The 18,811-nt window shown below is 71.3% G+C and carries 17 protein-coding genes and 1 tRNA gene; 10 read left to right on the top strand and 8 right to left on the bottom strand.

Features of this window, described 5'->3' with window-relative positions:
- Positions 1–188: 188 nt before the first annotated feature.
- Positions 189–1,268: a Leu/Phe/Val dehydrogenase gene (locus DVA86_RS21250; RefSeq protein WP_208884957.1), complete on the bottom strand. Its 1,080-nt coding sequence runs from the start codon at positions 1,266–1,268 to the stop codon at positions 189–191.
- A 253-nt stretch (positions 1,269–1,521) separates the two neighbouring features.
- On the opposite strand from DVA86_RS21250, the gene DVA86_RS21245 reads away from it, so the two are divergent.
- Both DVA86_RS21245 and bldC read left to right on the top strand, forming a co-directional pair.
- Positions 1,522–2,430 carry a DUF8083 family protein gene (locus DVA86_RS21245; protein WP_208880551.1) on the top strand — a complete coding sequence of 303 codons (909 nt, stop codon included), beginning with the start codon at positions 1,522–1,524 and terminating at the stop codon, positions 2,428–2,430.
- A gap of 463 nt (positions 2,431–2,893) precedes the next feature.
- Positions 2,894–3,100 (top strand): developmental transcriptional regulator BldC, encoded by a 207-nt coding sequence (bldC, locus tag DVA86_RS21240; protein WP_027749187.1) that lies wholly within the window; start codon positions 2,894–2,896, stop codon positions 3,098–3,100.
- A 508-nt stretch (positions 3,101–3,608) separates the two neighbouring features.
- Here bldC and DVA86_RS21235 read toward each other — a convergent pair.
- The 3 genes from DVA86_RS21235 to hrpA all read right to left on the bottom strand — a co-directional run bounded on the left by DVA86_RS21235 (position 3,609) and on the right by hrpA (position 8,151).
- Entirely contained in the window at positions 3,609–3,869 is a 261-nt protein-coding gene (locus tag DVA86_RS21235; protein WP_208880550.1) for a DUF6274 family protein, read from the bottom strand.
- A 107-nt stretch (positions 3,870–3,976) separates the two neighbouring features.
- A tRNA-Asp gene (locus DVA86_RS21230) sits at positions 3,977–4,051 on the bottom strand.
- A gap of 71 nt (positions 4,052–4,122) precedes the next feature.
- Complete coding sequence (gene hrpA / locus DVA86_RS21225; protein ID WP_208880548.1) at positions 4,123–8,151, bottom strand: ATP-dependent RNA helicase HrpA; 4,029 nt, start codon at positions 8,149–8,151, stop codon at positions 4,123–4,125.
- A gap of 212 nt (positions 8,152–8,363) precedes the next feature.
- Between hrpA and DVA86_RS21220 the strand changes: the two genes are divergently transcribed.
- Positions 8,364–9,488: an ABC transporter permease gene (locus DVA86_RS21220; protein WP_245996851.1), complete on the top strand. Its 1,125-nt coding sequence runs from the start codon at positions 8,364–8,366 to the stop codon at positions 9,486–9,488.
- Here DVA86_RS21220 and DVA86_RS21215 read toward each other — a convergent pair.
- Complete coding sequence (locus DVA86_RS21215; protein ID WP_208884956.1) at positions 9,464–9,955, bottom strand: GNAT family N-acetyltransferase; 492 nt, start codon at positions 9,953–9,955, stop codon at positions 9,464–9,466. The two genes, DVA86_RS21220 and DVA86_RS21215, sit on opposite strands and share 25 nt — an antisense overlap.
- A 218-nt stretch (positions 9,956–10,173) precedes the next feature.
- Between DVA86_RS21215 and DVA86_RS21210 the strand changes: the two genes are divergently transcribed.
- Positions 10,174–10,650: a VOC family protein gene (locus tag DVA86_RS21210; protein ID WP_208880546.1), complete on the top strand. Its 477-nt coding sequence runs from the start codon at positions 10,174–10,176 to the stop codon at positions 10,648–10,650.
- 979 nt (positions 10,651–11,629) lie between these two features.
- Positions 11,630–12,535, top strand: coding sequence for an LLM class flavin-dependent oxidoreductase (locus tag DVA86_RS21205; protein WP_208880544.1), 906 nt, complete (start codon positions 11,630–11,632; stop codon positions 12,533–12,535).
- Between the two features lie 23 nt (positions 12,536–12,558).
- On the opposite strand, the gene DVA86_RS21200 is transcribed toward DVA86_RS21205, so the two are convergent.
- Positions 12,559–13,017 (bottom strand): ATP-binding protein, encoded by a 459-nt coding sequence (locus tag DVA86_RS21200; protein ID WP_245996850.1) that lies wholly within the window; start codon positions 13,015–13,017, stop codon positions 12,559–12,561.
- 297 nt (positions 13,018–13,314) lie between these two features.
- Here DVA86_RS21200 and DVA86_RS21195 point away from each other — a divergent pair, with 297 nt between their 5' ends.
- Both DVA86_RS21195 and DVA86_RS21190 read left to right on the top strand, forming a co-directional pair.
- Positions 13,315–14,385 carry a helix-turn-helix domain-containing protein gene (locus DVA86_RS21195; protein ID WP_208880540.1) on the top strand — a complete coding sequence of 357 codons (1,071 nt, stop codon included), beginning with the start codon at positions 13,315–13,317 and terminating at the stop codon, positions 14,383–14,385.
- Positions 14,386–14,441: 56 nt separating this feature from the next.
- Positions 14,442–15,038, top strand: a complete 597-nt coding sequence (locus DVA86_RS21190; RefSeq protein WP_208884955.1) for a YdcF family protein — start codon at positions 14,442–14,444, stop codon at positions 15,036–15,038.
- Positions 15,039–15,090: 52 nt separating this feature from the next.
- Here the strand turns inward: DVA86_RS21190 and DVA86_RS21185 are convergent, their stop codons facing one another.
- Positions 15,091–16,113 carry an ion channel gene (locus tag DVA86_RS21185; protein WP_208880538.1) on the bottom strand — a complete coding sequence of 341 codons (1,023 nt, stop codon included), beginning with the start codon at positions 16,111–16,113 and terminating at the stop codon, positions 15,091–15,093.
- A gap of 195 nt (positions 16,114–16,308) precedes the next feature.
- Positions 16,309–16,812 (bottom strand): Lrp/AsnC family transcriptional regulator, encoded by a 504-nt coding sequence (locus tag DVA86_RS21180; RefSeq protein ID WP_222623344.1) that lies wholly within the window; start codon positions 16,810–16,812, stop codon positions 16,309–16,311.
- Between the two features lie 120 nt (positions 16,813–16,932).
- On the opposite strand from DVA86_RS21180, the gene DVA86_RS21175 reads away from it, so the two are divergent.
- Genes DVA86_RS21175 through DVA86_RS21165 form a run of 3 tightly spaced genes read left to right on the top strand, consistent with a single transcriptional unit; the run spans position 16,933 to position 18,759 of the window.
- Positions 16,933–17,769, top strand: a complete 837-nt coding sequence (locus DVA86_RS21175; RefSeq protein WP_208880536.1) for a hypothetical protein — start codon at positions 16,933–16,935, stop codon at positions 17,767–17,769.
- 32 nt (positions 17,770–17,801) lie between these two features.
- The gene (locus DVA86_RS21170) at positions 17,802–18,152 is read left to right on the top strand and encodes an ArsR/SmtB family transcription factor (RefSeq protein WP_208880534.1); all 351 of its coding nucleotides are present in this window, start codon (positions 17,802–17,804) and stop codon (positions 18,150–18,152) included.
- 13 nt (positions 18,153–18,165) lie between these two features.
- Positions 18,166–18,759 (top strand): SRPBCC family protein, encoded by a 594-nt coding sequence (locus DVA86_RS21165; RefSeq protein WP_222623343.1) that lies wholly within the window; start codon positions 18,166–18,168, stop codon positions 18,757–18,759.
- Positions 18,760–18,811: the final 52 nt, after the last annotated feature.

The following is an 18,811-nucleotide window of genomic DNA, read 5'->3' as shown; positions in this document are numbered from 1 at the left end:
CTGGTCAACCGCGATTTTACCTTCCGCACATCGCGGACCCGCCCGGGGGTGGGTGATGCGCCTCTCCCGGCCGCCGGGGCGCACCCGCCCACCCGTCGCGAGCACGTGGCCGGGGGCCCGCGAGAGGGCCGTCGAAGGGCCGCCGGGGACACAGCCGGCGGCGCCTCAGGGGCGCCGCCGGCCCGGCGTCAGCGCGCGTCCGCCATCCGCTGCTGCGCGATGCGGTCGGCGGCCACCGCGGGCGGCACACCGTCCGCCTCGGCGCGGGTGAAGATCGACAGCGTGGTGTCGTGGATCTTCGTCGCCTTTGCTTTCGCGCGCGCGAAGTCGAAGCCGTGGAGCTCGTCCGCGACCTGGATGACGCCGCCCGAGTTCACCACGTAGTCCGGCGCGTACAGCACGCCCCGGTCCGCGAGGTCCTTCTCCACACCCGGGTGCGCCAGCTGGTTGTTGGCCGCGCCGCACACCACGCGCGCGGTGAGGGCGGGCACGGTGTCGTCGTTCAGCGCGCCCCCGAGCGCGCAGGGCGCGTACACGTCCATGCCCTCCGTACGGATCAGCGCGTCCGTGTCGGCGGCCACCGCCACCTCCGGGTGCGCGGCGCGCACGCGCTCGACCGACTCGGCGCGCACGTCCGTGATGACGACCCGCGCGCCGTCCTCCAGCAGGTGTTCCACCAGGTGGTGCCCGACCTTGCCGACCCCGGCGATGCCGACCGTACGGCCGCGCAGCGACGGGTCGCCCCACAGGTGCCGCGCGCTGGCCCGCATGCCCTGGAAGACGCCGTAGGCGGTCAGCACGGACGAGTCGCCGGCGCCGCCCTGCCCGGGCGAACGCCCCGTGGTCCAGCGGCAGGTGCGCGCGACGACGTCCATGTCCTGGACGTACGTGCCGACGTCGCACGCCGTGACGTAGCGGCCGCCGAGCGAGGCGACGAACCGGCCGTAGGCGAGCAGCAGGTCCTCGGACTTGAGGGTGTCGGGATCGCCGATGATCACTGCCTTGCCGCCGCCGTGGTCGAGCCCGGCGAGCGCGTTCTTGTACGACATGCCGCGCGCGAGGTTGAGGGCGTCGAGGACGGCCTCCTCCTCGGACGTGTAGGCGTGGAAGCGGGTGCCGCCCAGTGCGGGACCCAGCGCGGTGGAGTGGATGGCGATGACGGCCTTGAGGCCGCTCTCGCGGTCCTGGCAGAGCGCGACCTGCTCGTGGCCGCCCTGTTCGGAGCGGAACAACGTGTGCAGGGCACTGCCCTCGACGTGATCGGGCACGCCGTCGGCGCTGACGGCGGGAGGACGTACGTCAGTCACGGTGGTGACTCCTGTAGTCGCGGTGGTCGCCCCCACGGGGTCTCCCGCTTGTGGCAGAAGACGCAGGAAGGGCCTTGTGGCCAAGAGCGTAGAGGAGTCGCCCCACGGGGATCGTCGGAGTGTCACGATCAGGGTAGGCAGATTTCCCGACCGCGTGTGGGGCCCGGAGGAACGACGGGGAACAACACAGGCGACGGAACCGACAGGAGTGAGCGTGGGGCAGAGGCCGACGGCACCGATCCCGTATGCGGCGTACTTGCGGGTGTACGAGCCGCTGGCGGCCTTCCCGGAGCCCGAACGCTCGCACTGGGTCCGGTACGCGAAGCGCGACCGCGCCCCCACCGCCCAGGAGGAGCTGCACCGCGCGCTCGCGGACCTGCTGCCGGTGCCGCCCGTGGTGGTGCCCGTACGGGAGAGCGCGGACGCGTTCGTCGCCGAGGTGGACGGTGTGACGTGTGTCTGTCCCTGGCGCACCCGGCTGCGCGGCTGGCAGGCGCTGGCGGCGCTGACGTCCGCCGCCTCCGGCAGCGGCGGCCTCACCGCGGGCGGCCAGGTCGTCCCGGACCTGGACATGCCGCGCCCGGTGCTGGACGCGGCACTGCCTCCGGTCGTACGGCGGCAGGCGGTCGCCGACTACGAGGAGTGGCGGGAGCGTAACCCTGACGCACGGCCCTGGATCCGTACGGCCCTGTGGCATGTGCCCGTTCGATGGTTCGTTCTGTTCGCGGACGCGGAAAGGGAGTTTGCGAAGCCGGATTCGGGTGAGGAGAGCGATCAGCAGTCCGTCCTCCGCTACCGCACACCCATGGTCCAGGCCCGACGTCGTGTCGCCCGGGGCTTGAAGGTGCTCCGCGAGGAGCTGGAGGAGGGGCCGCTCGTCGACGGCCTGATCGACGTGGGGCGGTGGCTGGAGGAGTTCCATCCGCGCTCACTCGTCGAACTGGATTACGGCGGCCTGGCTCATGTGATCCCCGAAGAGCAGCTCGCGGAGGACCACTCCGCCGCGGACGCGGCGGAGGGCATCGCGGCCCTGCGCGACGGGGACGGTGAGCGGGCCGGCGAGGTGTACGAGCGGCTCACGGACCGCTGGCGTGCCGTGCGCGAGCTGCAGTTCGCCAACTGAGCCTGACGTCCCGGGCCCAGGGGGACGTTCGTCCTGAACCGGGCTAATGACTCAAGCGTGATGGATAGCACGTTTCGGGGCCTTGCACTCAGAGCTACCCCTCGTGTCAAAATAGGACAAGGAGTCCGGAGGGGTTCCTTCCATCCCCTTGGGGATGGATAGTTCGTATTGCGCTCCTTGTGAGGTCTGGTGACTCCTGACCACATTGTGACTGATCGTCACGGCGGGGTAACTGTCCGCTATGGCACGGTCCATCGGCTTCCGCCGAGGTTGAACACCTGAGAGGGCAATTCCATCGGTTTGGCCGACGTGGCTGGACAGATGGTGTAGTTGTAGTGCCGAGGACAAGCCGTTCGTCCTATAACCGACTCGGCTCGCGTGCGCCATTTCGGGCAACGCGGGTCAAGGTGCAGAATTTAGAGGAAAGAACCGTGATGGTTCGGTTCTCCCGAGGAGGCCGCTCATGACCGCTCGCACCCCTGATGCCGAGCCGCTGCTGACCCCGGCTGAGGTTGCCACCATGTTCCGCGTGGACCCGAAGACGGTCACGCGCTGGGCCAAGGCAGGCAAGCTCACGTCCATCCGCACGCTCGGAGGACATCGCCGTTACCGCGAGGCGGAGGTGCGCGCACTCCTCGCGGGCATCCCGCAGCAGCGCAGCGAGGTCTGAATCAGAGGCAGTTGCAGTACAGCGAAATAACCGCATAATCCGGCGTCTTCCGGGACCCCCTCCCGGCTGGACGCTTGCAGCACGACGTGGTCGCGCTGGACTCCGCCGGGTCCAGCGCGCCTTCGTTTGTGCGGGGCCGGCCGGCTGCCGGGCGTCGTCGCCGGGCCGAAACCCCTTGCCCGCTCGGCGCTTTCGTGCGCCCGTCACCGGCCGCGATACGCCTCTGGGAGGTCCGTCCCACGGGCCCCGGGGCCCGCCATGGCACCGCTCGTCACTCCCGAAACATCAGTGCAATTGCACATATTAAATCGAGAGCGGGTCGGGGTGACCCGAGTTCCCCTGTTCCACCGGTCAATTCGGTGACTCCCGTCACATCCCGGAACCCTTGTCCCCTGTCAGGTCACCGCGATATTGAGAAGTCGCCGTCCGCTTGTCCGTGCGCGGGCTCGTCCGTACCCCCAGAGTGCCACCGAACGGCCCGCCCGTGGAGGCACTTGGGCGACTTCCGTCACTTCCCGGCGCGACCCCGCGTACGTATGACATCCTTCGCCGCCTGCCGCCGTACGGGCGGTGGAGGCGGCAGATCCGCCGGCGGTGCCGCGGGCAGGTCCGCGGGCAGATCCGGGCCCGACTCCATCGCGAGCCGCAGCAGCCGGTGACAGATGGGGCAGTGGCGCGTCGCGTGCCGGTAGGCCGAGGCGGCCGCCAGATGGGCACGGAGCAGGGCCCGCGTCTCGTGGCGCCGCGGACCGTACGGGGTGTTCGCCAAACCGCTCACCTCCCTGTAGCAGAGGTACCCGGGCCCGGTACGGACGTCAAGACAACAAAACGGCCCGCTCCCCGAAGGGGCGGGCCGTCCGTACGGCTCAACTCGTGCGGTCCTGACGGGATTTGAACCCGCGGCCTCCACCTTGACAGGGTGGCGAGCACTCCAAACTGCTCCACAGGACCTCGCTGCGCGCTCGGCGCGAAGGCTGACTCTACAGCAGGTCAGCCGGGCGAAGCCAATCGGCCTCCACGGCTCACCGCCCCGCCGGGACCAGGGCGTCGACCGCCTTCATGATCCGCTTGTCCGAGACCGGATACGCCGTCCCCAGCGCGTGCGCGAAATAGCTGACCCGGAGCTCCTCGATCATCCACCGGATGTCCCGCGCCGCCTTCGGCACCGGCCGTCCGGCCGGGAACTGCTCGAGCAGCCACAGGTACTCGTCGTGCATCTCCCGCACCTTCGCCATGCGCGTACGGTCCCGCTCGGCGTTGTTCGGCAGCTGCTGGAGCCGGCGGTCGGCCGCGACCAGGTAGCGCATCAGATCCGGCAGCCGCCCCGCGCCGTGCTCCGTGACGAACCCCGGGCAGATCAGCGCGGCCAGCTGCTCCTTGACGTCCGTGAGCGACGGCAGCAGCACCGCGCTCCGTACGGACCGCAGCCGCTGCTCGCACGAGTGCCAGGCGGCCAGCACCTCCTGGACCTGCTGAACGGTGCGCAGCGTCCCGTCCACGAGATCCGCGCGTACGGCGTCGAACAGCTTCCGGAACGACTCCTCGTCCCACGCAGGCCCGCCGCGCGCCGCGATCAGCCGGTCCGCGGTCGCCGTGACGCAGTCCTCGAACAGCGCCTGCACGCTGCCGTGCGGGGACCGGGACAGCGCCAGCTTCTGCTGGTTGCTCAGCTTGGACTGGGCGAACTTCGCCGGACCGGACGGGATGTTGAGCAGGACGAGCCGCCGCGTGCCGCGCCACATCGCCTGCTGCTGCTCGTCCTCCGTGTCGAACAGCTTCACCGACACCGAGTCGCCGTCGTCCACCAGCGCCGGGTACGCCCGTACGGGCTGGCCGCCCCGCCGCGTCTCGAAGGTGCGGGGCAGCGTGCCGAGCGTCCAGGCGGTCAGTCCCGTACGGCGCGTGAGCGCGGCGCCGTCCGCCGCGCGCTCCGGCTCGTGCGCCGCCTCGCGTGCGCTCCCCTGCTGCTTGCGGGAGCGCACCGACGAGTCGAAGGCGCGCGAGATCGCCGCCTGCGTACGGGGCTTGAGGCGCAGCTGCAGCGCCTCGATGTCCTTGTCCTCCGCGTCGTCCCCCAGCTTGCGGCGCCGCTCGTCGGTGACCCGGAAGGTGATCCTGAGGTGCTCGGGCACCTTGGCCCAGTCGAAGTCCTCCGGCTCCATCCGTACGCCCGTCATCCGCTGCAACTCGCGTGCCAGCACGGTTGTCAGCGGCTCCCGCAGCGCGTCCGGCACGGACACGGCATCCAGGAAGCGGCGGGCGAAGTCGGGCGCCGGAACGCAGTTCCGGCGGATCGGCTTGGGCAGCGACCGGATCAACTCGGTGACCAGATCGGCGCGCAGCCCCGGGATCTGCCAGTCGAAGCCCTCGGCGGTGACCTGGTTGAGCACCTGGAGCGGCACGTGCACGGTCACGCCGTCCGCGTCCGTGCCCGGCTCGAACTGGTACGTGACGGGGAACCGCAACCGGCCCTGCTGCCACATGTCCGGGTAGTCGGACTCGGTGACCTGCCGTGCCCGCTCGTTGATGAGCATCGACTTCTCGAAGTTCAGCAGGTCCGGCTCTTCGCGGCGGCGCTTCTTCCACCAGGAGTCGAAGTGCGCGCCGGACACGACGTGTTCGGGGACGCGCTGGTCGTAGAAGTCGTACAGCGTCTCGTCGTCCACCAGGATGTCCCGGCGGCGCGCGCGGTGCTCCAGCTCCTCCACCTCGTCGAGAAGCTTCCGGTTCGCCCGGAAGAACTCGTGGTGGGTCCGCCAGTCGCCCTCCACCAGGGCGTTCCGGATGAACAGGTCCCGGCAGGTCTCCGGGTCGATGCGGGCGTAGTTGACCTTGCGCTGGGCGACGAGCGGCACGCCGTAGAGCGTCACCCGCTCGTACGCCATCACCGCGGCCTGCTTCTGCTCCCAGTGCGGCTCGCTGTACGTCCGCTTGACCAGGTGCTCGGCCAGCGGCTCGACCCACTCCGGCTCGATCTTCGCGTTGACCCGCGCCCACAGCCTGCTGGTCTCCACCAGCTCGGCCGACATGATCCACCGCGGCGGCTTCTTGAACAGCGCCGACCCCGGGAACACGGCGAACTTCGCGCCCCGCGCGCCCAGATACTCGTTCTTCTCTGCGCCCTTCCCGCCCTCCAGCCCGGCATTCTTCAACCCCAAATGCGACAGCAGACCCGGCAACAGCGACCGGTGCACCTGCTCGTCCGGCGCCGGCGGCTGCCCCTCGTCGTACTGGAGCTTCATCGAACGGGCGACCTGCCGCAGCTGTGCGTAGATGTCCTGCCACTCGCGTATCCGCAGGTAGTTCAGGAACTCCGATTTGCACATCCGCCGGAACGCCGAGGACGACAGCGCCTTCTGCTGCTCCCGTACGTACCGCCACAGGTTCAGGAACGCGAGGAAGTCGCTCGTCTCGTCCCGGAACCGGGCGTGCTGCTGGTCCGCCTGCTGCTGCTTGTCCGACGGGCGCTCGCGCGGGTCCTGGATGGACAGCGCCGCGGCGATCACCATCACCTCGCGCACACAGCCGTTGCCCTCGGCCGCCAGCACCATTCGGGCCAGTCGCGGGTCCACCGGCAGCTGCGCCAACTTCCGGCCCAGCCCGGTGAGTTTGCGGTCGCGCAGCGCGCCCAGCTCCTCGAGCAGCTGCACGCCCGCCTTGATGCTGCGGTGGTCCGGCGGGTCGATGAAGGGGAACTTCTCGATCTCGCCCAGCCCCGCCGCCGTCATCTGCAGGATGACGGAAGCGAGATTCGTACGGAGGATCTCCGCGTCCGTGAACTCCGGGCGCGTCAGGAAGTCGTCCTCTGAGTACAGCCGGATGCAGATGCCGTCGGACGTACGGCCGCAGCGCCCCTTGCGCTGGTTCGCGCTGGCCTGCGAGACGGGTTCGATGGGGAGCCGCTGGACCTTGGTGCGGTGGCTGTAGCGGGAGATACGGGCGGTGCCCGGGTCGACGACGTACTTGATGCCCGGCACCGTCAGCGACGTCTCCGCCACGTTCGTGGCCAGCACGATGCGGCGGCCCGAGTGCCGCTGGAACACGCGGTGCTGCTCGGCGTGCGACAGTCGGGCGTAGAGGGGGAGCACCTCGGTGGCGGGCAGGTTCTTCTTGTTCAGCGCGTCCGCGGTGTCCCGGATCTCGCGCTCGCCGGAGAGGAACACGAGGACGTCGCCGTCGCCCTCCGCCTGCAACTCGTCCACGGCGTCGCAGATCGCCGTGACCTGGTCCCGGTCCTTCTCCTCCGACTCCGCTTCGAGCAGCGGCCGGTACCGCACCTCCACCGGATACGTACGGCCGCTCACCTCGACGATCGGCGCGTCCCCGAAGTGCCGCGAGAAACGCTCCGGATCGATCGTCGCGGAGGTGATCACGACCTTCAGATCGGGGCGGCGGGGGAGCAGTTGGGCGAGATAGCCGAGCAGGAAGTCGATGTTCAGGCTGCGCTCGTGCGCCTCGTCGATGATGATCGTGTCGTACTGGCGCAGCTCGCGGTCCGTCTGGATCTCCGCGAGCAGGATGCCGTCCGTCATCAGCTTGACCAGCGTGTGGTCGTTCACCTGGTCCGTGAAACGGACCTTCCAGCCCACCGTCTCGCCCAGCGGCGAGTCCAGCTCCTCGGCGACGCGCTCGGCGACCGTACGGGCCGCGATGCGGCGCGGCTGCGTATGGCCGATGAGACCGCGCACGCCGCGGCCCAGCTCCATGCAGATCTTCGGGATCTGCGTGGTCTTCCCCGAACCGGTCTCACCCGCGACGATCACCACCTGGTGATCGCGGATCGCCTCCAGGATGGCGTCCTTGCGCTGGCTGACGGGGAGCTGCTGCGGGTACGTGATCGGCGGCACGGCGGCACGGCGGGCCGCGACGCGCTCCGCGGAGGCGTCCATGCCGGCGGCGATCTCGGCGAGCACGGCCGCCCGCGCGGCGGGCTTCCGTATCCGGCGTGCGCCGTCGAGCCTGCGGCCGAGCCGCTGCTCGTCGCGCAGCATGAGCTCGGGCAGGCGCTCCAGCAGGTCGGAGAGCGTGGGTGCGTCGGGAGATGTGGACATACGCACCCCAGGATCTCACCTCCCGGAACACGACGGCGAACCATTTCGCCGGAGGGCCCCTGCCTTGCCCCGGACCGCCCGTACTTCCAGCCCGTCCGGCGTTTGAGGACGAACCCCGGCCCGCTCCGGCGGGCACCCGCCCGCGGGGCGCGCGCACCACGACCGTACGGCGCCCCGTACGGCACGATTACCCCCGGTTTAAGGTGATTCGCATGAGCGATCAGCCTCAGGATCCGCCCCCGCGGCCGGCAACCTCCGCGTGGACGGCGTTCCGCAACTCCCACTTCTTCCCGGCCACGGTCGTGGCGCTGATCCTCGCCGCCGCGGCGGGCCTGTTCGCGGGCTCGTACACGTACGCGATGGCCGACCCGACCCCGCACCACATCCCCGTCGCCGTCGTGGGCAAGGCCCACGACGCGAACGAGCGCGCGCGGTTCGTCGCCGGCATGGAGAAGGCGCTCGGCTCGTCGCTGGAGCTGCGCCGGGAGGCGTCGTTCGAGGACGCGAAAGAGGCGGTCGAGGCGCAGAAGGTGTTCGCCGTGCTGCGCCTACCCCGCGACGGTTCGCTGCGGATGGACGTCGCGAGCGCCGCCGGCGCCTCCGTCTCGCAGCTGCTCACGAACACCGCGCCGAAGGTCGGCGAGAAGACGGGCGTACGGGTCGAGGTCGGCGACCTCAAACCGCTGGACCGCGGCGACCCCCGCGGCCTCGCCCTCTTCTACATCTCACTCGCCGCCGTCATCATCGGCTTCCTCGGCGCGGTCCAGCTGAGCGTGCACAGCCGCGAACTCAACCCGCCGGAACGCATCGCCTTCACCGCCGCGTACGCGCTCCTCGGCGGGTTCTCGATCTGCGCCGTCGTGGACTGGCTGCTGACCGCGATCGACCTTCCGTTCCTGCAGTCGTGGTCGATCCTCTCCCTCACGATGTTCGCGTCCGGGATGGTGTTCACGATGTTCAACACCCTCGTCGGGCGCTGGGCGGTGCTCCCGACGTGGGGCCTGATGGTGCTGCTCGGCAACCCGTCCTCGGGCGGCGCCGTCTCGTGGCCGCTGCTGCCGTCCGTACTGGGCACGATCGGCCGCTGGCTCCCGCCGGGCGCCTCCGTCAACGCGCAGCACACGGCGGTGTACTTCCCCGGCTACCAGCACGCGCAGCCGTATCTCGTGCTGGCCGGGTGGGCGGTCCTGTCCTGCACGGTCTTCTGGATCTGGCGCCACCGCCACCCGGGCGGCCGCGACCCGGGCAGCCCGGACGACCCGGACGACCCAGAGGAGACGGACGAAGGCCCGGACGAGGGCCCGCCCCGGGGCTACGGAGCGGCCCGCACCCAGTAGCGCAACTTCCCGCTGCGCAAATCCTCGTACGAGCCTCCGCACGCTTCGATCACCTTGCGCGATGCAACGTTGCCCTCGTCACAGGTGACGAGTACGGACTCGAGGCCGAGCCGCTCGTACGCGACCGGCAGCGCGTCGCGCAGCATCGCCGTCGCGTGCCCGCGGCGCCGCGCGGAGGGCCGTACGTCGTACCCGACGTGCCCGCCCCACTCCAGCAGCCAGGGCGTGAGGCTGTGCCGGATCGCGAGCCGGCCGAGGTACGCGTCGCCGTCCACGTACCAGAGCGTGGTGCACGGCACCATGCCGTCGGCGCGGGTGGGCTGCGGACGCGCGTCCGCCCGTACGGCCTCCACGTACTCGGCGAAGACGGCCGGGTCGTGCCACCGCGAGCCGTACTCGCGCAGGGCCCTGCCCAGCGTGGAACCGTCCCCGGTCGCACCCCGCCCCTCGGCGCGGAACTCGGCCATGGCCTGCACGAACGAGGTATGCACCCGCATATCGGGCATGATCAGTCGCGGCACCGCGCCATTGTGCACAGCACCGCACGGCCCGGTCGACAGAATTCACGGCCTCGCACGCGGCGGCGGCGAGCGATGAGTTTCGCCGCCGCCGCCCGTCTGTCCCGGTACGCACGAACGACCCACCCCTTCGCACGGGGGGCGCCCCGGGACGAGGAGCAGGAACCATGCAGAAGATCACGACCTACCTGTGGTTCGACGACCAGGCGGAAGAGGCCGCCCGGCACTACACCTCGATCTTCGACAACTCCCGGATCCTCGAGATCCAGCGCTACGGCGAGGCCGGCCCGGGCGAGCCCGGCGCGGTCATGATCGTCACCTTCGAGCTCGCGGGGCAGCGCTTCATCGCCCTGAACGGCGGCCCTCAGTTCCCGTTCACCGAGGCCGTCTCGCTCTACGTCGACTGCGAGTCCCAGGAAGAGGTGGACGACCTCTGGGACAAGCTGCTCAGCGGCGGCGGCGAACCCACCGCGTGCGGCTGGCTCCGCGACAGATACGGCCTGTCCTGGCAGATCATCCCGCGCCGCCTCACCGACCTCCTGACCGACCCGGACCCGGCCCGGGCGGAACGGGCCATGAAGGCCATGCTGAAGATGCAGAAGATCGACATCCAGACTCTGGAGGACGCGGCGTCCGGCACCTGACGCCGCCGCCCGCGCACCCGCCCGGGTCCCGAACTCGCCCCCGACCCGGCCGAGATGACGGCTGCCCCGACGCCCGCGAAGCTCTGAACTCCCTCAAACCCGGTATGGAGCGGGGCGCCTGCGGAAATACGCGTCACACGAAGGGCGGCCGGTTCTCGCGTCGGCGAGAGGGGCAGAGGGCCGCCATGGAGACGAGAACGGGGGCTCGGGATGACCGGATTCGGCGTAGCAATGATCGTGGTGGTCGTCGGCTTCTTCCGCCTGGTCGTCGAACCACAGGTAGGTCGTGATCTTCTGCATGGTTCCTGCTCCTCGTCCCGGGGCGCCCACCGTGCGAAGGGGTGGGTCGTTCGTGCGTACCGGGACAGACGGGCGGCGGCGGCGAAACTCATCGCTCGCCGCCGCCGCGTGCGAGGCCGGGAATTCTGTCGACCGGGCCGTGCGGTGCTGTGCACCATGGCGCGGTGCCGCGACTGATCCTGCCCGGTATGCGGGTGCATACCTCGTTCGTGCAGGCCAGGGCCGAGGTCCGGGGCGGGGGGCGGGGTGCGACCGGGGACGGTGGCACGCGGGGGGGGGCGCGGGGCGGGCTGCTTGACACACCTGACCTGCTCGCCGGAGGCCAGGGGGGCAGTCGTGGGCGGGGCGCGCGGGAGGCTCGGTCACACCCCCATCTTCCCGTAGCGGGTGCACAGGCGTGCACGGGGTCGCGCGTCTGAGCCATGCATGCCCCACCCACCGGCCTTTCTCCGCCGCTTCGGCGGGGGGTTCGCCCGCTGCGGGCGGCACGTACGGCTCGCGCTTGGCCACATCGCCGGACTTCCGCCATCGCGGCGGGGCGCCAGCTGGCACCCCCTCCCGCCGCCGCGGTGGCGCACCGCCACGGCGAGGGTCCGGCGGAAAGCGCGACGGCCCGGGGCCGTACGTACGGCAGGCGGCGGGGCCGCTCGTTGTCAGTGGCGCCGAATAGGATCGCCGCATGCGACTGAGCACCTGCATCCTGCCCGTACACCGCTGGGCGGACGGCGGTCGGGAGGTGTGGCAGCGGGCCGAGGAGCTCGGGTTCCACACCGCGTACACGTACGACCACCTGTCCTGGCGTGAGCCGTTCCGCGACGGCCCCTGGTTCGGCGCCGTGCCGACAATGACCGCGGCGGCCGGCGCCACGTCGCGGCTGCGGCTCGGCACCCTCGTCACGTCGCCGAACTTCCGGCACCCGGTGACCCTCGCCAAGGAGCTGGTCTCGCTGGACGACATATCCGGCGGCCGCGTCACCCTCGGCGTCGGCGCGGGCAGCGCGAGCGCGGACGCCACGGCGCTCGGCCGGGAGCCGTGGCCGGTGCGCGAACGGGCGGACCGTTTCGGGGAGTTCGTGGCCTTGCTCGACACCCTGCTGACGCAGGACGTCACGACGCACACGGGGACGTACTACTCCGCGCATGAGGTCCGGATGCTCCCCGGCTGCGTGCAGCGCCCGCGCATACCGTTCGCCGTGGCCGCGACCGGCCCGCGCGGGATGCGGCTGGCCGCGCGGTACGGCCAGGCGTGGGTGACCACGGGAGACCCGAAGGTGTCCAACGCGCCCGACGCGACCCCCGCCCGCTCCCGTACGGCGATCGCCGCCCAGCTCGACCGGCTGGCCGCCGCCTGCGCGACGGACGCGGCGGAGGGGCGCGACGCGGACGGCCCGCGCAAGGTGCTGCTGACCGGCTTCACCCCGGACCGGCTGCTCGACTCGGTGGACGCGTTCGTCGACTTCGCCGGGACGTACGCCGGGCTGGGCTTCGACGAGATCGTGCTGCACTGGCCGCTGCCGGATTCCCGGTTCGCGGCGGACCAGACGGTCTTCGAGAAGATCGCCTCGGACGCCCTCGCCCAGCTCTGACCTGCTGCGCCCTCGCTGCACCCTCACCTTCGGGGCGTGACCCGTGCAGGGGCTGGCGCGGGTCGAACCGGCTGGGGCTCGGGCACGGCCTTGAAGCGGGACCACACGATCTTGCCGTACGGGTCGCGGTCCTCGACGCCCCAGCCGTCGGCCAGCGAATCCACGATGCGCAGCCCGCGTCCGGTGGTGTCCGTGTCGGCGGCGTGGCGCACGCGGGGGTGGCGCGCGGGGGCGGGGTCGCGGCTGTCATGGACCTCCAGGCGTACGCAGTCCACCTCCGCGGTGAGGCGTACGAGAAAGCCGTGACCGCGGCGGGTGCCGTGGACCAGGGCGTTGGAGACCAGCTCCGATGCGCACAGGCGGATGTCCTCGGCCGGATCACCGGTGATCCCCCACGACGACAGCGTGGTGAGCACGAACTGGCGCGCCAAGCCGACCGACGGCCGTTGGGCGGCGAAGTACTTGTGCAGCGTTTCCGGCACAGCTGGCCTCACTTCTCTCCGGTCCTCTCGATCCCTTGGTTGCCGATCCCTCGCCCGAGCTCGGCGGTTATGACCCGAGGCCATGGATGGGAGGCCGTCGGCACGACGCCACAGGTGACCGGGTGAAGCTCGGTGGGGGATTCCACGGCAGACCCTCCGAAGCCGGGGGTGAGGCTGGTCCTTCGAGCCTGTCCGCTCGCGCTCCGGCACGGAATCAACCGCTGTCCCACTTCTGTCCCACTCCCGCCCCTCCCCCGCTCACGCCGTGCTTCCATGGCCGTCGGAGAGGAGCGACACGTGGCCACCGTGCATCAGTGGACCGGTCTGGAAGCCAGGGCCCTGCGGGTTGCCCTGCGCGAGAGCGTCCGCGGCTTCGCCGAACACCTGGGCGTGGCGGTCAACACCGTCTCCAAATGGGAAAGACTGCTGGACGGCACGAGGCCACAGGCGGACAGCCAGGCCATCCTCGACACCGTCCTCGCACGGGCGGACGCCGCCGCCACAGAGCGCTTCGCGCTCCTGCTGGCCGAACAGGGCGCCACGGCCCGGCGGTTCGGGCACGCGGCGCCGACCGTGGCGGAGTACGAGACCTGGGCTGACGATCTGGAGCGGGCCGTGGTCTGCCTGAGCCGCCAGGACTTCGGCTTCGCCGGGGCCCTGCTGGACCGGTGGTTACGGCGCGTCTCACCGCGCGACTTGGACGAGAAAGGACGGTACCTCTACGCGCGGTCGCTCACGCTCAACGGCGACATACGGCGTCTGCAAGGCACGGTCCAAGACCTCGTCACCGCGACGTCGCTGTACGGCGACGCGCACGGCATGTTCGTCGGACTCGGCATCCCGCGCCGGGCCGCGCAGGTCGAGCTTTCGCTCGCCGTCGTCGCGGAGATGTCCGGCCGACTTGCGTATGCCGCCTCCCGTTACGGAGTGCTCGCCGAGGACGAGCGGCTGAGCAAGTGTGACCGGGTGCGGGCCCGGCTCTGGATCGGCACCGCGGTGGCCAAGCAGGGTCACAACGAGTCGGCCATCGCGCTCATGCGGGCAGCAGCGCGGGATTTCTACGACCTGGCGGAACCCGGGGAGTGGGCGGTGTCCCAGCAGAAGCTCGCCCTGGCCCATCGTGGCGCGGGAAACCTCGCCCGTGCCCTGTCCTGCATCGAGACGGCCCGCTCGGCCGGACGTCCGAACTCGCCGCTGGAGCACGTGCAGCTCGACACCGCGCACGCGCACATCCTGCTGTCCGACCCCGCGACCGCCGACGAGGCGCGTGCCACCCTGGACCGGACCGCTGCCACCGCCGGACGGCACGGGCTGAAACACCAGCTGCGCAGCATCACCACCATCCGCGACAGCGAGGAGCACGTGTGAATCCGACCACCGAGGCTGACCGGGAAGACGCCCGGGTGCTGTGGGACTTCCACCTCATGCACCAGCCGGCCCGGCCGGTGTCGGCTGCTGTCGCTCTCGGAGGCTGCGACCTCGGTGTCGTCTCCGCGGTGGCCGAGTTCTACCGCGCGGGCCTCTTTCCCACGGTGGTCTTCACGGGCGGCAGTACGGCGGCGACCCGCGGACGTTTCCCGCGTGGCGAGGCGGTTCACTTCCGCGAGGAAGCCCTCGCCCTGGGCATGCCGAAGGAGGCGATCATGCTGGAGCCGCGCGCCACCAACACCGGGCAGAACATCGACTTCGCCCGCGACATGCTGGAGGACGCCGGGGTGGAGGTGCGTTCGGTCTTGCTGGTCTGCATGCCGTACATGCAGCGGCGGGCTTACGCGACGTGTCGCAGGCGATGGCCTCAGGTCGAGCCGGTCTGCGCCTCGCAGACGGTGGCCTTCGACGAGTATGCCAAGGCGCGGGACGACGAGGCGGAGTTCATCGCCATGATGGTGGGGGACACGCACCGCGTCATGGAGTATCCGCATCGCGGTTTCGCCATCCCGCAAGAGGTTCCGGAGCAGGTCCGAGAATCCTTCGAGCGCCTGCGGGAACGCGGCTACGACGCCTGGCTGCTCCGCGACTGACCGGGACGGGCCGTTCCTTGCGTCCGTACGAGGGCCCCGTACGCGGGAGCGTTCAGCGCAGGGCGTCAGGGGCGATGCGTTCGCCCGCCAGGTAGTAGAGGACCGCGTCCGTGTTCAGGCGTACGTCCCAGGCGGGGGCCACCAGGAGCGTGCTGTTCTGGCGTACGGCGATCACCGTCGCGCCGTAGTCGCGGCCGAGGCGGGTCTGGCAGTCGCCGAAGGTCTGGCCGGAGAGGGAGGCGGGGAGGCGCGTCGAGTACGTGTTGCCGCCGCCCGCGCCGCTCATCAGGTCCGCGTACACCTCGGTGATGCCGGGGTCCAGCGTCTCCTCCGTGAGCAGGCTGGGGGTGTGCCACTGGACGCACTGGGCGCGGGCGTTGACGTAGTGGAGGTGCTTGCTGCGGCTCATGTCGCGGAGGGCGGCGACGAGGTGCGCGTCGGGGCTGAGGTGGTCGACGGCGACGGCGACGGCCAGGGCCTCGTTGTCGTCGCGGGCGTCGATGACGACGGTGGCGGCGCGCGGTACGCACGCGCGGGTGAGGACGTCCACGTCGGTCAGGTCGCCCCGTACGAACAGGACTTGCTCCTGCTCGGGCATCGGGTGCTCCGGCGTCTCGTCCCAGGCGCACAGCACGAGCTGGGAGCGGTGTTCCAGGAGGAGTTCGGCGACGATCCGTTCGGTGCGGCCCGGGGTGTAGCCGAGGATGACGATGTGGTCGCTGAGGTCGAGGCCGACGGCGCCCTTCATGCGTTTTCCCTTCACGGCCTGGATGCTCGCGGCCAGCTCGGTGAACAGGATGGTCAGCGCGACGATGCCGCCGACGATGACGTACGCCCCGATGACGCGGCCGGCGCCGGACTCCGGGAAGACGTCGCCGTAGCCGACGGTGGCGCTCGTGACGAGGAACCACCACCAGTACGTGCCGGGTTCGGAGATCGCGTTCGAGGCGGGCTCGGCCAGCCACATCGCGAGCCAGCTGGTGACGAAGACGAACAGCGCCACGGCGAGCGCAGCGCGCCAGCCGCGTACGCGGGCACGGACGGCCTGGACGAGCTTGGCGACGATGATCGGCACCGGTGTCCCCTGTCCCCGTACGTTGCTGCGTGCGTGCGTGCGTGCGTGCGTGCGGCGCGCGTGCGATGCGCGTGATGCGTGCTGTGCGTGCGTGCTGTGCGTGCGTTGTCCGCGCGGGCGTGCGCGTTTGCGTGGAGGACTGCACCCTAGCGGCTGGTGCGCGGCGCGCCACCGGTCAGGCGGGGGCCGGGCGCGTCAGGCGTCCAGGATGCGTTCCGGGCGGAGGGGCACTTCGTGCAGGAGCAGACGGCTGCGCAGCTCCCGTACGCCCAACTCGCGCTTGAGCCCGTCGATGACCGTCTCGAACTCGCGGGCGTCGGCGCAGACGACACGCAGCTGGTAGTCGTACTCGCCGGTGAGCCGCATGGCGCCCACCACCTGCGGTACGTCGGCCAGTTGCTGCTCGAAGACGGCCCGGTCGGTGGCCTCGCGCAGACGGACGTCGCTGAGCATCTCCATGCCGTGGCCGAGGACGGCGAGGTCGAGTTCGGCGCGGTAGCCGCGGATGACGCCGGACTTGCGGAGGCGGCGTACGCGGTCGGCGACGGTGTTGGCGGAGAGGCGTACGCGGCGGCCCAGGTCCTGGTACGTGGCGCGGGCGTCGGTCAGGAGGAGGGCGAGCAGTTCGCGGTCGATGCGGTCCAGGCGCTCGTGGGCGCCGGGGCGGTCGGGACGGTCAGGACGGTCGGCACGGCTCATATCCGCAGTCTAGGGATTCTCGGCGGATTGCCGTAAGCCCCGCGGATACCGCGGAGGGACACCGCGTAGCGCCGTGAATGCCGAGCCAATCTCGGCACGTTTCCTGGCAGCGTCGCGGCCATGGAGATCCTGCTTTTCCGTGCCGCTCTCGCGCCGTCCGTCGTCCTCCTCGCCTCGGTCGTCGCCCGGCGGCTGGGGCCGCGCCGCGGTGGGCGGTTGCTGGGGGCGCCGACGACGTCGGGGCCGTTCCTGCTCCTGGTGTGCGCGGAGTACGGGCCCGGTGCGGCGGTGCGTGCGGCGCAGGGCAGCGTCGCGGGACAGCTGGTCGTCGCCGCGTTCTGCCTCGTGTACGGGCGGCTTGCGGCGCGTGCGCGCCCCGCGCGGGCACTGGCGTACGCGCTGCTCGTGTCGGGCGCGGCCGCCGGCCTCGGCGTTGGCCTGAGCGTTGGCCTGGGCGCGGCCGGCGGCCTCGGCGGCGCGGCCGGTTCGGCGGGCGTCCCGGGCGTGACCGCGCTGCTCGCCCTGACCGTGGTCGTCACCGCCCTGCTGACCTGGCCCGCCGCCCCGCCCGACGCCGGGCCGCCGCGCCGCCCGCGCGCGTGGGACGCGTGGGAGACGCCGTTGCGGATGGCGCTCTCCGGCGCGACGGTCGTCGGGGCGGTGGCCGCGGCGGGGGTGCTCGGCTCGTACGCGGGCGGGGTGCTCTGTTCGCTGCCGGTGCTGCTGGCCGTGATGGCGCCCGCGGTGCACCGTACGGGCGGGCCGGGCGCCGCCGCCGACCTGCTGCGCGGGGCGCTGTCGTCGACGGCGGGCACCGTCGGCTTTCTGCTCGTCCTGGCCGTGGCGCTGCCCCGGTTGGGTGTGGGCGGTGCGTTCCTGTCGGCCGTCGCGGGGCTGCTGGTCGCCGACCAGGCGCTGCGGGCGGTCCTCGCTCGCGCTCGGCCTCGTATGCCTTGACCGGTATATAGCCAGCCGCGTATATTCGCCGTGTGAAGGACACAATCTGGTCGGCCCTCGTGGACGCCCGGCGCCGGGCCGTACTCGATCTGCTGCGCGAGCGCGACCGTACGGTCGGCGAGCTGGTCGACCGCCTGGGCACCACGCAGCCCACCGTGTCGAAGCACCTGCGGGTGCTGCGCGAGGCGGGCCTCGTACACGTACGGGTCGACGCGCAGCGCCGCGTGTACGGCCTCGAGCCGGGCCCCATCGCCGAGTTGGACATCTGGCTCGCGCCGTACAGGCGCCTCTGGAACGCCCGCCTCGATGCACTCGACCGCCACCTCGACGCCCGGGTCGCGGAGGACGAAGAGACTCACGAAGCCACCGGCCGGGACGAGTAAGGAGCAGATCGCCATGAACTCCCGCATCGTGGACAACGGAAGTTACATCGAGCACGACGGCCGCCCTGCCGTCCGCTTCCGCCGCAGCTACCCGCAGCACCCCGTCGAACGGGTCTGGGCCGCCGTCTCCGAACCCGAGGGCCTCCGCCACTGGTTCCCGTCGACGGTGCGCATCGAGCCGAGGAAGGGCGGCACCATCGAATTCTCCGACGACCCGAACCTGGAGTCCACCACCGGCGAAGTCCTGCGCTACGAGCCGCCGCACGCCCTCGCGTTCACCTGGCACCGCGACGAACTGATCCTCGAAGTCGCGCCCGGCACCCCCGCCGACCCCGACGCGGGCGGCTGCACGCTCACCCTGATCAACGTGCTGGAGGCGCGCGACACCGCCGCCCGCAACGCCGCAGGCTGGCACGTCTGCCTCGGCGAACTGGACCGGCACCTCAGCCTGGACCGGCACCTCAGCGGCGACGAGCAGGACGGTGGCCCGGCTGCCGAGCCTGGCGGCGACCCGCACGGCCCCGAGGCGGAGCCGTGGCGGCCGGTCTACGAGGGGTACATCGCGGCGGGCATGCCGTACGGCGCGGAGATCCCCGGCGAGGCGTAACGCGGCCTGGGGCCTGGGCCTGTGGCCCGGGGTCCAGGGCCCGGGGAGCGGG

This window comes from Streptomyces armeniacus, assembly GCF_003355155.1.
In the GTDB taxonomy this organism is placed as follows: Bacteria; Actinomycetota; Actinomycetes; order Streptomycetales; family Streptomycetaceae; genus Streptomyces; species Streptomyces armeniacus.
This window is presented reverse-complemented; position numbering and strand designations above follow the sequence as displayed.